This is a genomic window from Nostoc sp. C110, assembly GCF_043099725.1.
GTDB classification, from domain to species: Bacteria; Cyanobacteriota; Cyanobacteriia; order Cyanobacteriales; family Nostocaceae; genus Nostoc; species Nostoc muscorum_A.
In genome coordinates this window covers 3,758,641-3,772,130 of the sequence record NZ_CP171148.1, presented here as the reverse complement: position 1 = coordinate 3,772,130, position 13,490 = coordinate 3,758,641, and the positions used below count along the sequence as shown (strand labels likewise).

Below are 13,490 nucleotides of genomic sequence, written 5' to 3'. Positions count from 1 at the left end.
ATTAGGCAAAACTCATTTGGGTCTATCTACTTTCATCTGTGAAAACACACGATAACCATCCAGATTCAACTGCGGATTACTGCTTTGTTGCTCTTCCATCTTAATCAAGTTATATTCTACGTTTTCTGCATAAATTGCAAACGTGATATTAAAAATCTCCATAAAATTGATTACACCTTTACATTCATCTTCAGAATAGTTTTCGTAAAAACGAATCAGATGAGCAATCCGAGTTTCTAAATGACGACGGGAATTATTACAAATTAGAATTATTTTCAAAAGTATAATTACCAATGTTAGAGCATGACCTTGACTAATTAATAAGATAAATAATGACGAAGGTTCTTTGCTGTTTTCTATTGTCAAGTAATCAATTACTCGATTACAAGTTCTCAAAAACAATTCTTTAGTAATAACTTCCTGATTATAATCCTTCTTCCATGATGATAAAACATCTATAAACTGCTGCTTCCAAGCCTCAACTGATTCTTGTTTGCCTACAGAAAGAAATAGATATTTTTCGAGATTAACTTTAAATTGTTCTAGAGTTTGATTTTGAGTTTGTTTGAGAAATATATGAGCAATATTCTCATGACTAAAAACCCCTCTTTTTAAAACAATTGCTTTAATTAAACGTAGAGCCTGGTCTCCCAAAACACTAGGATTTTTATAGCGTGCTGTGCTAGAAACGGTAGATTGAGAACGAGCAATATACATTGCCAGTTCAAACTTAAATTTTTCTTTTATCTGTTTAGAAAGCTTTCTAGCAGCCTCTTGCTGCTCTATGGGATTATTTTTATTAACAGATTGATCGATTAATAAATAAGAACTATAGCGATTAGCCCAATGACCTTTAGATGATTCATCATATTTATCAGCAAACAATTTCAATTCTTGGTAGTCTTTGCTGTTGACAAAATTCTCTAGCCAAGTCTTACAAATCTTTACTACTGGATCGTTATTGTCTTTGATCTTGAGATTTTCGTTAACAAATAAATTAACTAATTCTTGGATATATTTATCTTTTCGATTAGTCTTCCAATTATTAACTATAATGTAGCAACACCGCTTGAGTGTATTACATAGTTCTTGCTCATTATCATCTAAAAAAATACTGTATATCCCAGGAATATAATCTGACTCTTCTGAATCAAGACCGTCTATAAATAAACCTTTGAATTCTCGCAAAACATCATCTGGTGACAGTTTTTTGACAATTTCCACGAAGAAGCTATAAACCTCTTCTTGTGCAATTTGCACATTTATCTGGCTAGAGTTAGATGTAACACTATGGGGATTTTCCTGACTAATTGATAAACTATTAGCGTTCATTCCAGTTATCAGGACAAAAAGGCTTCCTGTTCATATTATTACCAGCTTAACCTTGGTGAACACTAGCATCAATCTATTCTTCTGAAATTCAGCGATTTTTTTACACAAATTTGATAAAATCCGACCATAAATAAAGTATTAAATCTAAATTGTTTAATACTTCATCAAAAACCCCAGTGAAATTACTTAGTCTCAATAATTATAAGAGTATCCCTTGGACGGCAAACTACTTTACAGCCAAGCATTATATGAACTTTACTATGAAGATTATGAGATACGGCTACAAACCTTCCTTTTGCCCAATATGCTAACCCTAGAAATAGCCATTCAAAAAATCCAAGTAAAACAAGCTAGCTGTTAGGCAAGTTCACACTGAAGGTATTTATCCTAGTGAGGTAGCTATTTCAAGGCTATTGGCTAAACCAGGATGTTTTCGCGACAAAAAATTTCGCGCTGCTTTAAGGGCAGCGCGAAGAGAAATTTGTTTGGAACCATAACCTTGCCACTCTTTATTAGAAGCATAAGCTTACCGTTGCGGCAAAGTTATGGGTAAAGTCACAATAAAAGCTTTTTGGCATTTTCAATTTTTAGTGGGGGTGGAGGGACTTGAACCCACACGACCTATTACGGTCAACGGATTTTCATCCTCCCGCAGTTTTCACTGCTGCCTGATGACAATAGCCAAATCAGGTTTTGAGAATTGGACTCTCCCTTTACCCTCGACTTTACGTTAGGGTAGCTCCCGTCGGGTCTCTGCACCTTCCGAACATTTATGAGTTAAGAGTTAGGAGTTAGAGTTTTAAATTTACTCAGCACTCAACACTCATGACTCAGGACTTTCTTCGGCTTGGCTCAGGATTGCCATGTCTGTCACCAGATTTAGGTTTCCCTGAGTTTGAGAGCTTCCACTTGAGGGATTTCTCCTTCAAGGCTCAGTTATCTAAGTCCGTAGCGTCTACCATTCCGCCACACCCCCGCAGGTGTTTGGTAATTAACTAGATATAAACCTAGTTATTTTTGGAGGCAGCAAATACCGCCTTATCTATTCCACCATCAATTGTGTCTTTTGTCCAACTAGATTGAAAATATTTTTTCTAGATTGTGCGATCGCTTCCTAAATCGGAAGTTTTATTCGTAATCAACCTAGATGAGTTTCTCATCTCGTGTGACTAAAGCATTTGTTTGCTAGTAGATTTACGATAATAGCACAAAATTAGCTTTTATCAATCAATTTGGATAAAAAAAGGAATTATGGCGTAATGATATTGAAAGCATCATGATTATACTTCCCTCAGTTTGGCTCTTCAGCCTATGATGGAAAACAGATGCTTAGACCAAAAAAGTTATGATTGTCGCCCTGCTATATCTGATTTTGGCTGGAGCTTACCTTCTGGTAATCCCCATTGCTGTATTGTTCTACCTGAAGCAGCGTTGGTATGTAGCTAGCTCCATCGAGCGTTTGTTGATGTACTTTTTGGTGTTTTTCTTTTTTCCAGGTTTGTTGGTTCTATCGCCGTTTGCAAATTTCCGACCCCAACGGCGACAAGTTCAAGTTTAACGAGAATTGGTAGGTCATAACTCTCATGCGACGGATTGACGCTATTGGAATTAGCTTAGGTGTTTTTATTGCCGGCGGCTTGGCTTATGTAATGTTGCAGCTAGTCGGTTTGGACACTCAGAAAGCTGGTATATGGAGCCAAGTCTTACTAGTCAGTGGGTTAATTGGCTGGTTAGCGACCTATTTTTTCCGTGCGGTGGGACAAAAAATGACCTACCACCAACAACGGGAACAATATGAGCAAGACTTTCTGCAAAAGCGGCTAGATGAGCTTACTCCAGAAGAGCTAGCACGAATTCAAGCTGAAATAGAACAAGAAGAGCAATCTCAGGTGTAAAGTTATCATTGGTTAGTTGTTATTTGTCCTTTGTTATTAGTCATTTGTCCTTTACTAATGACCAATGACTAATGACCACTGACCAATGACCACTGACTATTGACACTTGACTAAAATGACTGCGATTTCTGATTGCTTTGAAAACCTTGGGCGGAATCATGAGTGCGCTCTGATTCCGTTTATTACTGCTGGCGATCCAGATTTAGAAACAACAGCAAAAGCTTTGCAGGTTCTAGATCAGAATGGAGCCGATATTATTGAACTGGGCATACCTTATTCCGATCCTCTAGCTGATGGGCCAGTAATTCAAGCTGCTGCTACCCGCGCTCTACAAAGGGGCACAAAATTGGAGCATGTACTGGAGATGTTGCAAGGGATTACTCCCAAATTGCGATCGCCCATTGTCCTGTTTATCTATTACAACCCAATTTTGCATCGGGGAATTGATAAATTTCTCCAGGAAATAGCTGCGGCTGGGGTAGCAGGATTAGTAGTACCAGATTTGCCCTTGGAAGAAGCAGCAGGCTTGCTCGAACCAGCTAAGGAGATGGGAATTGATGTAATCTTATTGGTAGCTCCCACCAGCGATGCTAAACGAATCGAAGCGATCGCTCATTCTTCTCAAGGATTTATTTATTTAGTCAGCGTCACTGGGGTTACAGGAATGCGATCGCAACTGGAAAACCGCGTGTCCGATTTACTCAAACAAATTCGTGGTGTTACTGAGAAACCCATCGGTGTAGGCTTTGGCATCTCCGAAGCGGCACAAGCCCGTCAGGTAAAGGAATGGGGCGCAGATGCAGCGATCGTGGGTAGCGCTGTTGTCAAACGGTTGGCAGAAGGTACTCCAGAGCAAGGACTAAATGCGATCGCCCAATTTTGCCAAAGTCTCAAAGCAGCCATCAAAACCAGCACAAATACTCCTCTTGATTAGAACGGAAAAGTAGATTAAAAAGTATAACAGCGTAGTTTTTCTATCCTTGTTTGGTAGACAATTTGACCATTATGGTTTTGAATATTAACATCAGATATCATGATGTAAAAAAACTAGCTGATACGGTCGCTTATAGTTTGAGTATTATGTGAAGTCAAGTAGGCATAATTTATGAGTGTGAGTGTGAGAGTGAGTCAGTCACAAATGATTATAGTTACGTCGCAATTGAGGAGCAAAGGCGATGAGTGAGAGTATGGCGTTTATCGGCGGGGTCGCCGTAGCTGGGCTGGCGGCTCTCGTATTGCTCAAAGGAACAAATACCCCCCTACAACCTAATTTTGCTGTTGCTCCGCAAATGCCAGGGGTAGTAGCACCGGGAATACAGCCACAAATGTATCCTTACGGCCCTTATGGGCAACCAATGTATCCCAATCCTAATCAGCCACCAACCGCTACCAGTGCTGACCAACGTCTGGAGATGGAAAAGCTGAATACGCAGATGCAGCTGGAGCGTTTAAAAAACGACAATGAACAGTTGAAATTGCAAAATCAACAACTCCAAGGACAAGTTCAAAATTTCAATACTCAGCAGCAGTGGCAACAAGCCCAGCAGTATAACCAACAAAAAGTAGCAGCACTCCAGCCGCAAACTTCTTGGTGGTCTTCACCCATGCTTTGGGCTGTGGGAGGCGCAACTCTGACTATTGGTGGTGGTGTTGTAGTCGCTGGAGTATTGGCTTTGTTCTCGCCACGGCAGCGTCCAGCCCGTACTGTACAGGTGATTCACCCCTACCAAGGAAATACACCACCCTTGGTTCCAGTGCGTCGCGCTGAGTTTTTGCCAGCCTCGCGGATGGAAGCAAGACGAGTTGAAGCCCCAGAATACGACGAAATGCACTAATCGGGAAAATCAAATAACAGATAATCAAATAGAGGGTGGAAGGAGGTGAGAGTCGCTTGCCTATTTCCACCCTTACCCATGTACGATTATCATTTTCAATCAGACTATTTTGAGTATTTTAATTGATTGACAAAAGGCGCTTAATCTTAGCCTCTCACCGATGAGGCATAGCTGATTATCCTTTAGATAGTGAATTCAATATTTATTGACCAGCTTTGAAAATTTGTTCTGCCGTCAAAATTAACTCAGGGAAACTAGGAGATATAATGCGATTGCTACCTCGAAACTGACTGACTTGGTATTCTCCATCAATTAGTTGATAAACTGAAACAGTGGGTTGTTTGGGATTACCAATAAACTTCCTAGCCGCCAATGCTGCATAGTCAACAATCCAATATTCAGGGATACCCATTTCTTCATAATCGGCAAGTTTCAGATAATAATCATCGCGCCAATTGGTACTGACAACCTCAATCACTAAAGGAATTGATGCACCCTTAGTAAGAGTAGAAGACTTTTCCCAAAAAGGTTCATCAACCAAAGCAGCGTCATTTATTATTAATACATCAGGGAAATAACCTGATTCTCTTTCTGGTGGTTTTACAATTGCTTGATTGGGAATAAAATAGGGGAGATTTAATCGCCTAAACTCTAAAGTCAATTCAGCCGCCGAAAATCCTTTTATCCTTTCATGTTTCCCCGTAGGCTGTGACATTTCGACAATTTCCCCATTGTGCAATTCATAGCGTACCGCAGAGTTTTCAGGATACCAGGTGATAAATTCGTCAAAGGTAACTATTTTTGGTAAGGCTTGGGTCATAATAATTGATTACTGTGAGTTTGCCTTAGTATTGGGATTCTCTGTATTAGCAGGTTGGTTAGTATCGGGAAGTTTTTGTTGGCTACTCTTGGGATTACCTTGATTTTTTAGTTGAGTTAGTGCCTGTTTTGCCAGGTTTTCGGCTGCTTGTTTAAATAATGGTTCTATTTTGTTTCGCCAGTATTTAGTATTAGGCAATTTTTCTGGATGGTTTCTATAATCTAAAACTTTATCCCATTTACCATCATCGATTGCTTTGTTGATCTCATTAGATAACGCCTCTGCTTTCGCCCAATCGTCTTGCCACTGGGCAATCATTTTGCCCGTCTCTTGGATACCAGAAGCAGCATTTGCTGGAATTGATTTTAAAAGTGCGATCGCTCCAACTATATCCCCTGAATCATACTTCTGTTTTGCTTGCTCTATAATATTGGCACTGTTATCACTAGGCTGCGATCGTTCTGATTTGTCCACATCGTCAGTTGACCCCTTCGGCTTTTCTGGTAAGGGAGTTGCTACATCACTAGATTTTGCTTTTGGCTTGGGAGTCGGTCGAGTAGCAATCAAGCTACTATCATTTACTGTCTTAGTTGCAATACCTTTTTCGCGCAGGCAAGAAGCCCATTCTTGATTATTGATGATCACGGCCGGGTGTGCCCAAGCTAAACGACCAGATTTAAGTTTAACTTCTATCCAACCTCGTTTTGTCCGCTTACCTGTTACCTCGAAACTGGTGTTATCGGCAACTGTTTGTAAAATATTATCAGAATTTATCGAACTAGGTTCAGAACGGATATTAGAATTTCCGACGACAAGAGCCGAGCATTTGTTTACTAAAGTAGTATCCTTACCTGTAAGATTTAAAGCTAAATTTTTCACAGTTGGATATACATTTGCGACTAAGGCAGCCGCACCACCCGCTAATAATATGCCAATTAATATTGGCCATGGGTCGGATTTACCAGAGTCTTTACGGACAGGTTTGACAGGATTTGCTGGTGCAAATGCAACCGTTTGCAGCCGAGATACTTGAGGTCTAGATTTGGTGGATTCTTGGGGTTGGGAAAGTGTAGCTACAGGATTAATCGCATCTTTACAGGCTTGCAGTGCTTCCGTGGCGTTTTGATAGCGGTCTTTGAAGTGATAACGCACCATCTTCGTCAACACTGCCGCCAGTCGGTAGTTTACGGTTACTGATTGCTGCCAAATGATTTCGCCCGTTTCTGGGTCTTCTTGCAATGCTGTTGGCAATAATCCTGTTAGTGCTTGAATGGCAATGATGCCGAGGGAATAAATATCACTGTTAGGGCGGGGTTTACCTTGCCCTTGTTCTGTGGGCATATAGCCAGGAGTGCCGATAACTACTGTGGCAGATGCTTGTCCCCCCACTGTTACCATCTGTGTACGCAGTTGCTTCACTGCCCCAAAGTCCACTAAAACTAACTTATTATCTGAGGTGCGACGGATGATATTATCCGGTTTGATGTCCCGATGAATAACGCCTTGGCTGTGGACAAATTCGAGAATTTCCAGAACTTCTTGTAATAGTTGAATTACTTGGCTTTCACTCCAGCGTTTACCAGGTGTAAGTTCTTCAGCTAGGGTATGTCCTTCAATATATTCTTGTACTAAATAAAATTCTTGGTTTTCATCAAAATATGCTAGCAGCCTTGGTATTTGGTCATGGTTGCCCAGTTTTTCTAAGGTTTCGGCTTCGCTGTTGAAAAGGCGTTTAGCAGTATCAAAAACTCTGGGGTCAGTTCCGGGTTTGAGGTGCTTGACAACGCAAATGGGGTTGCCGGGCCGCCTAGTATCTTGGGCAATATAAGTTTGACCAAATCCTCCCATTGCGAGGACTCGAATTACTTGGTAACGATGGTCTAGTAGCTTGCCGATCATATTCCCTCCCCAGAGTTATTACCTAATTGTCCAGCTGGTAATAAATATCTCCAAATTTTCTTCAATGAAATCCGCTATCTTGAGAAAAGATTTAGATTAAAAACGCAGCTTTTTTATAAACGCAGACTGTTTATTTTTCTTTTAGTGCCCCTGTTTATTACCAATGCCACCGAAAATAACAAATCCAGTTGCATGGCAGCAGGCTGAAATCCTCATGCAACCTGCTTTCATTCGCGTTATCGATAATATCCGCAAGTCCCTTGATGAATCTTCTTGGACGGGAACTTACCATGATGTCCTGATTTGGCCGCCTAACACCACTGATGAAATCAAAACATTAGTGACTGAGTTGTTGCAAGCAATGGAAACTGCAACGCCCAAAGAAGCCGATGAAATTAGAGAGACTCTTACTCGTTTGCCGATGCCCCATCCAGGATATCATCTACGTTTGCAGCGTCAACAGCAAGAAGCGAGTATCGATTTGTGGGAATTGTGTTATGAAGTGTGTTTTATTGAATACAGCCCACAGAAAGAAGCTGCTGATATTGATACTAGTTTAATTGATGAACTGAGTGAAGTGGATTGGCTGCGTTTGGATGCTAAAGCAAAGGATTTAGTTGAACAGGCGTTTGCTAAATTGCCAGAAGGATGAAGGAGGCAGGAGGCAGGAGGCAGAAGGCAAGAGGCAGAAGGCAGGAGTCAGAATCGAGATGCTCTTGCTAGCAAGATTCCCGTAGGAGTGCGCGGACTCGTTCATAGGTTACTATGCCGTACCTACTTCGTGTAAGCAAGCTACGCGCAGCGTCTCGTAGAGAAGGCTTTACGAGACGCTGCGCTATCCGCTTTTTCGGTCAGAATACCTTTCCTGCATTCTGACTCCTGAATTCTGAATTCTGAATTCTGTTCGATAAAATTAGTAAAGGCACGGTATAACCGTGCCCTAATTCGCAAAAAGTATTATTTTGAAAGGTTTTTGCTTTACATTAAATTTAATACTGGCGTAAAATTGCAGACAATGAACTATTTTTACGAAGATCCATTAAGTCTGCCAAAGAATCTGTGCGCGTATCCAAGTGGTGCTTGTGTTCTGCTGGCAGAACCGTCACCAGATGTTTTGCTTTAGGTTGCATCTGCATTAGCGGCATCAGTTGTGGCTGTGGCACAAAAATTGGTTGGTTCTTGGGAAGGCGTGGTTCCAATCTTTGGTACTGGCTTTGTGCCAAGCGTGCCTGATGTCGGTTAACCTGTTTTTGGACTTTTTGCGGTTGCGTTTTCCGGTTGAGCATTTTGAAAACGAGCAAAGAACCACCACCACAACTGAGGACGATCGCAGCTACCATCCATAAAGGTGTAGGGTTACTATTCTCAGAGGGCACACTGATTGGTTCTTCAACAATAACTGGGATTGTTTCTGGTTCTTCTTGTGCTACCTGTCCAGCATTACCTAAGCTATACAGGGCAAAGGCACCACCTCCTAAAAACATGGCTAAACACCCAGTTAACAATAGCCAAGGATGATGTGTTACCAGATATATCAGAACATTCGAGCTTTGTTTTAATCTCGATTTCCTGTTTGTCAGCTCTGGAGTAGCCCTTCTGAGTTGGGTTGGCTCGCGCTGTACACTCTGACTTTTTTCCATGATTACTTTCAGATTTGTACCCCTCTAGTCAATAAATTGTACTGGAGGAGTCAAGCATCAGGTATCCGTAACAAAATTTCAGATTCCAGTAGCTTTTTTGTAAAACAGAAGCTACCAAATCCGACTAAGTTTTGTCAAAATTGTGTATTTCTTATGACTTCTCGCCTTAATGCTCTGAAATCAGTTTGCTTATTTTTTCTGTCAGTTAGGAGAATACCTTTCAAGAGCAAGTTGAATTAACCGATCAACTAATTCTGGAAAGGAGACTCCACTATGGGCCCAGAGTTGGGGATACATACTCGTCGCCGTAAACCCTGGCAACGTATTGATTTCGTTAATCAAAACCTCTTGTGTCGCTTCCACATAGAAGAAATCGACCCTTGCCAATCCCGCAGCATCAACAGCTGCAAAGGCTTCCAAAGCCATGTCCTGAATTTTACGAGCGATCGCATCTGGAATCGGTGCTGGAATCAGTAAATCTGCCCGACCTTCTGTATATTTAGTTTCATAATCATAAAAATCGCTATTATAACTAATCTCTCCAACGATAGAGGCTTGGGGTTGATCGTTGCCTAAAACAGCACACTCAACTTCCCTGGCGACGACACCAGCTTCTACCACCAGTCTTCGGTCATAACTGGCGGCATTATCTAAGGCGGCTTCTAATTCTTGGCGCGATCGCACTTTGGCAATCCCCACTGATGAACCCAAATTAGCAGGTTTGACAAAAGCGGGATAACCTAATGCTGCCTCAATCTCATCACACAATTTTGGGAACACGCAAGGATTAGACCAAACTTGCGCTCTAGTTATCGCTTTATATTTTACCTGTGCTAGTCCCGCTTGCTCAAAGGCCATTTTCATGGCAATTTTATCCATCCCCATCGCCGAACCTAACACCCCAGAACCAACAAAGGGGACTTGCATCAAAGTTAATAACCCTTGAATTGTCCCGTCTTCACCGTTGGGACCGTGGAGAACGGGAAACCAAATATCCACTTGGGCAACTTGAGAGGGAGATTCCCATTTACTTAGGGTTTGGGCTTGAGGATTGGATGTCAGATTTCCCTCAGCAGTTTGTTCTGCTTCCAGAAGCGGATTGCCTGTTTCTAAAACCTTTTGGGGTACTTCTCCCGCTAGCCAGCGTCCATCTTTTTGGATGTAAAAAGGAAGTATTTCGTACTTACTAGCATTTTCCTCTGCACTCAGGGCTTTAGCGATCGCCCGTGCTGATTTGATTGAAACTTCATGTTCTCCCGAACGACCGCCAAACAGTAACCCCACGCGCAGCTTAGTCATTTTCGGTTCCTCGACACTTCTCAAGCAGATAGCGTATCACAACCTACAAAAATTGCCATATTTTTCTATATTATTTTTTTGCCCCTTCAACGAAGAGGCAGGGAGCAGGGAAGGATTAGGGGACGAGGGGGACAAGGAGGACAAGGAGGACAAGGGGGAATTATTGAACAAGTCTCTTCCTTGTCTCCCCCCTCTTCCTTGTCTCCCTTGTCTCTTCTCTATGCCCCATGCCCCCTGCCTTCAATTGAAACAATCGTGTTGTCAGCTACAGTAATATTCCAGGAAAATGGGCAACAATATTGATCAATAACTAGAAATGCAGCCCTACCTGTAAAAGATGCTGCCGTTTCATGAAACCCAGAATTATTGTTTGCGGCTTAGGACGTACCGGATATAAAACCTTTCGTTTGCTGAGACATCAGGGAGCCTTCGTTGTTGGCATTCATCACCAATCTATCCCTGGCGAAACCGCAGGAGATGTGATTGTTGGCGATTTACAAGCAGCTTCTACCCTAACAGCAGCAGGAATTCAACAGGCACACACTATAGTCATCGCTGGCTCTAAAGATGCTCTGAATTTGTCTATTATGATGCAAGCGCGGGTGCTGAATCCTCAGATTCGGATTATCAACCGTTTTTATAATACAAATTTGGGCGAGCGCCTAGATCAAAGTTTGCCAGACCATTTGAGTATGAGTGTTGTGGGATTAGCAGCACCCGTATTCACCTTTGCAGCGATGGGAAACCGAGCGATCGGACAAATCAAATTATTTCAGCAAACTTGGCCGATTCATGAAGAATACATTGATGAAAACCACTTCTGGAAAGGTCTAAAGCTGAGTGAATTGTGGGAAGACCGATCACGGATGCTAATTTATTACTTGCCAGTCAAAGGTGAGATGGATTTGGTATCAGCTGTCATATCTGGACAAGAGATCCAAGTAGGCGATCGCTTAATTATTGGTACACAACCCCGTATCCGTTCTCCCCGCAGGTCATTGATTAAAAAACTGCTGAAAGTCATGACTAATTTTAAGCAGTTTCAACAACACGGGCGATCGGTATTGATAGGTGCTGTTGTGTTACTTGCAGTTATTGCGATCGCTACACTCACCTATATGTCGGCTGAGTTGAGTTTATCTCCTGTCGATGCTCTCTATTTTTCTGTAGGTATGATTACAGGAGCAGGTGGTAATGACAAAGTAGTAGAAAATGCTCCTAACACTATTAAGTTATTTACTGTTGTGATGATGTTGGTTGGAGCGGTGGTGATTGGTATTTGGTATGCAATGCTCACCGATTTTGTCTTAGGAAGCCGCTTTAAGCAATTTTGGGATGCAGCCAGAATACCTCAGCGATATCACTACATTGTCTGTGGCTTAAGTGGTATTGGGGTGAGAATTGTCCAGCAACTCCACGCCAGCGGACATGAAGTTGTAGTAGTTGAACCCGACTCCAATAACAAATATATCAACACCGCCCGCGAACTCGGTATCCCCGTGATTCAGGGTGATGCCAGTTTCCGCACAATACTCAAATCCAGCAATATAGACTCTGCTGCCGCAGTGATTGCTGTTACTAGCAATGATGCCACTAATCTGGAAATTGCCCTCAAAGCCAAAGGTTTAACACCCAGCATTCCGGTGATTGTTCATTATGCCGATCCCGATTTTGCTGGCATAGCTCAACAGCTATTTGGCTTCGAGGCAGTACTGAGTCCGGCTGAATTAGCAGCACCAGCTTTTGCTGCTGCTGCACTAGGGGGACGCATTCTGGGCAATGGCATCACAGCCGATAGCCTTTGGGTAGCTTTTGCAACTGTGATTACACCTTTACACGCCTTTTGTGGTCAGTGGGTGAAAGATGTAGCCATGTCTGCTGACTGTGTACCTCTGTACGTAGAAACGAATCACCAAACCCTTCACGGTTGGGATTTATTAGAGACAAGCCTCAGTGCTGGTGATGTTTTATATATGACTATGCCAGCGACACGGCTATATCAATTGTGGCGGGATGAGCGAGTTTGCGAAACACACGCTTAAATAATTCGTAATTCGTAATTCGATTCGTAATAAATACACTACTTCCCACTCCAATACTGTTCGGTTAAGGCAAGAGACGGCGATTTATCGCGTCTTTGTGATCTAAAATTTTCATCAAAAAACCTTAACCAAACCGTATTTTCCCTACTTTCCACTTTCATTTACTTGTTAACTACTCGTTCTTGATATTCCTGTTCAGTAATCATATCAAGAGTGCTTTCTAGGCGATCAACAAATACGATACCGTCGAGATGATCGTACTCGTGTTGAAAAATCCGAGCAATAAAATCGGTTAAGTCTTGCTTTTGTAAATTGCCTTGACAGTCAGTGTATTCCACTTCAATAGATTTATAGCGAGGAACTAACCCTCTAATTCCGGGAACACTTAAACAACCTTCCCAATCTTTGACAACTTCAGTTGAATGAGCAATGATTTTGGGATTAATCATAGCAGTAGGTTCCATTTCCGGCGCGTTGGGATACCTGGCATTAGGACGGGAAGCCACAATAAATAAACGATAAGATTGTGCTACTTGAGGCGCAGCAATTCCCACGCCGTTAGCCTTGGCAACAGTGGCAATTAAGTCTTCAATTAATTTCTGGATATGCTCATCTTGAATATTCTCAACCCAAACAGCTTTTTGGCGCAATGTTGGATTGCCTAATTGAATGATTGGTGCTAATTCAGTCATGATAAAACTATATTGGGGAATGGGGAATGGGGAATT

Annotated in this window: 13 protein-coding genes; 7 read left to right on the top strand and 6 right to left on the bottom strand. The window is 42.0% G+C overall.

The features are described from left to right. Nucleotides 1-12: 12 nt before the first annotated feature. Complete coding sequence (locus ACFFRD_RS21570) at nucleotides 13-1,332, bottom strand: hypothetical protein (RefSeq protein WP_392477311.1); 1,320 nt, start codon at nucleotides 1,330-1,332, stop codon at nucleotides 13-15. A 214-nt stretch (nucleotides 1,333-1,546) separates the two neighbouring features. On the opposite strand from ACFFRD_RS21570, the gene ACFFRD_RS21565 reads away from it, so the two are divergent. The 5 genes from ACFFRD_RS21565 to ACFFRD_RS21545 all read left to right on the top strand — a co-directional run bounded on the left by ACFFRD_RS21565 (nucleotide 1,547) and on the right by ACFFRD_RS21545 (nucleotide 5,062). Next, nucleotides 1,547-1,693 carry a hypothetical protein gene (locus tag ACFFRD_RS21565; RefSeq protein ID WP_392477309.1) on the top strand — a complete coding sequence of 49 codons (147 nt, stop codon included), beginning with the start codon at nucleotides 1,547-1,549 and terminating at the stop codon, nucleotides 1,691-1,693. A gap of 984 nt (nucleotides 1,694-2,677) precedes the next feature. Further along, a complete protein-coding gene (ndhL, locus tag ACFFRD_RS21560; protein ID WP_012412810.1) occupies nucleotides 2,678-2,890 on the top strand; it encodes an NAD(P)H-quinone oxidoreductase subunit L in 213 nt (70 codons plus the stop codon). 25 nt (nucleotides 2,891-2,915) lie between these two features. Beyond that, a complete protein-coding gene (locus ACFFRD_RS21555; protein ID WP_392477306.1) occupies nucleotides 2,916-3,227 on the top strand; it encodes a DUF3007 family protein in 312 nt (103 codons plus the stop codon). Between the two features lie 115 nt (nucleotides 3,228-3,342). Continuing rightward, nucleotides 3,343-4,161 carry a tryptophan synthase subunit alpha gene (gene trpA / locus ACFFRD_RS21550; protein WP_392483134.1) on the top strand — a complete coding sequence of 273 codons (819 nt, stop codon included), beginning with the start codon at nucleotides 3,343-3,345 and terminating at the stop codon, nucleotides 4,159-4,161. A 241-nt stretch (nucleotides 4,162-4,402) separates the two neighbouring features. Continuing rightward, on the top strand, nucleotides 4,403-5,062 hold the full coding sequence (locus ACFFRD_RS21545; protein WP_174709225.1) for a heterocyst differentiation related protein: 660 nt from the start codon (nucleotides 4,403-4,405) through the stop codon (nucleotides 5,060-5,062). Nucleotides 5,063-5,264: 202 nt separating this feature from the next. Here ACFFRD_RS21545 and ACFFRD_RS21540 read toward each other — a convergent pair whose 3' ends face one another. Together ACFFRD_RS21540 and ACFFRD_RS21535 are read right to left on the bottom strand one after the other, a co-directional pair. Next, nucleotides 5,265-5,882, bottom strand: a complete 618-nt coding sequence (locus ACFFRD_RS21540) for a Uma2 family endonuclease (RefSeq protein WP_392477304.1) — start codon at nucleotides 5,880-5,882, stop codon at nucleotides 5,265-5,267. Nucleotides 5,883-5,891: 9 nt separating this feature from the next. Further along, nucleotides 5,892-7,781: a protein kinase gene (locus ACFFRD_RS21535; RefSeq protein ID WP_392477302.1), complete on the bottom strand. Its 1,890-nt coding sequence runs from the start codon at nucleotides 7,779-7,781 to the stop codon at nucleotides 5,892-5,894. Between the two features lie 163 nt (nucleotides 7,782-7,944). On the opposite strand from ACFFRD_RS21535, the gene ACFFRD_RS21530 reads away from it, so the two are divergent. After that, the gene (locus ACFFRD_RS21530) at nucleotides 7,945-8,433 is read left to right on the top strand and encodes a hypothetical protein (RefSeq protein WP_392477300.1); all 489 of its coding nucleotides are present in this window, start codon (nucleotides 7,945-7,947) and stop codon (nucleotides 8,431-8,433) included. Between the two features lie 337 nt (nucleotides 8,434-8,770). On the opposite strand, the gene ACFFRD_RS21525 is transcribed toward ACFFRD_RS21530, so the two are convergent. Further along, complete coding sequence (locus ACFFRD_RS21525) at nucleotides 8,771-9,421, bottom strand: hypothetical protein (RefSeq protein ID WP_163932842.1); 651 nt, start codon at nucleotides 9,419-9,421, stop codon at nucleotides 8,771-8,773. A 201-nt stretch (nucleotides 9,422-9,622) separates the two neighbouring features. Next, a complete protein-coding gene (locus ACFFRD_RS21520; protein WP_392477298.1) occupies nucleotides 9,623-10,720 on the bottom strand; it encodes a D-alanine--D-alanine ligase family protein in 1,098 nt (365 codons plus the stop codon). A gap of 350 nt (nucleotides 10,721-11,070) precedes the next feature. Between ACFFRD_RS21520 and ACFFRD_RS21515 the strand changes: the two genes are divergently transcribed. After that, nucleotides 11,071-12,762: an NAD-binding protein gene (locus ACFFRD_RS21515; protein WP_392477295.1), complete on the top strand. Its 1,692-nt coding sequence runs from the start codon at nucleotides 11,071-11,073 to the stop codon at nucleotides 12,760-12,762. A 161-nt stretch (nucleotides 12,763-12,923) separates the two neighbouring features. On the opposite strand, the gene def is transcribed toward ACFFRD_RS21515, so the two are convergent. Beyond that, entirely contained in the window at nucleotides 12,924-13,454 is a 531-nt protein-coding gene (gene def / locus ACFFRD_RS21510) for a peptide deformylase (RefSeq protein WP_392477293.1), read from the bottom strand. Between the last annotated feature and the right edge of the window lie 36 nt (nucleotides 13,455-13,490).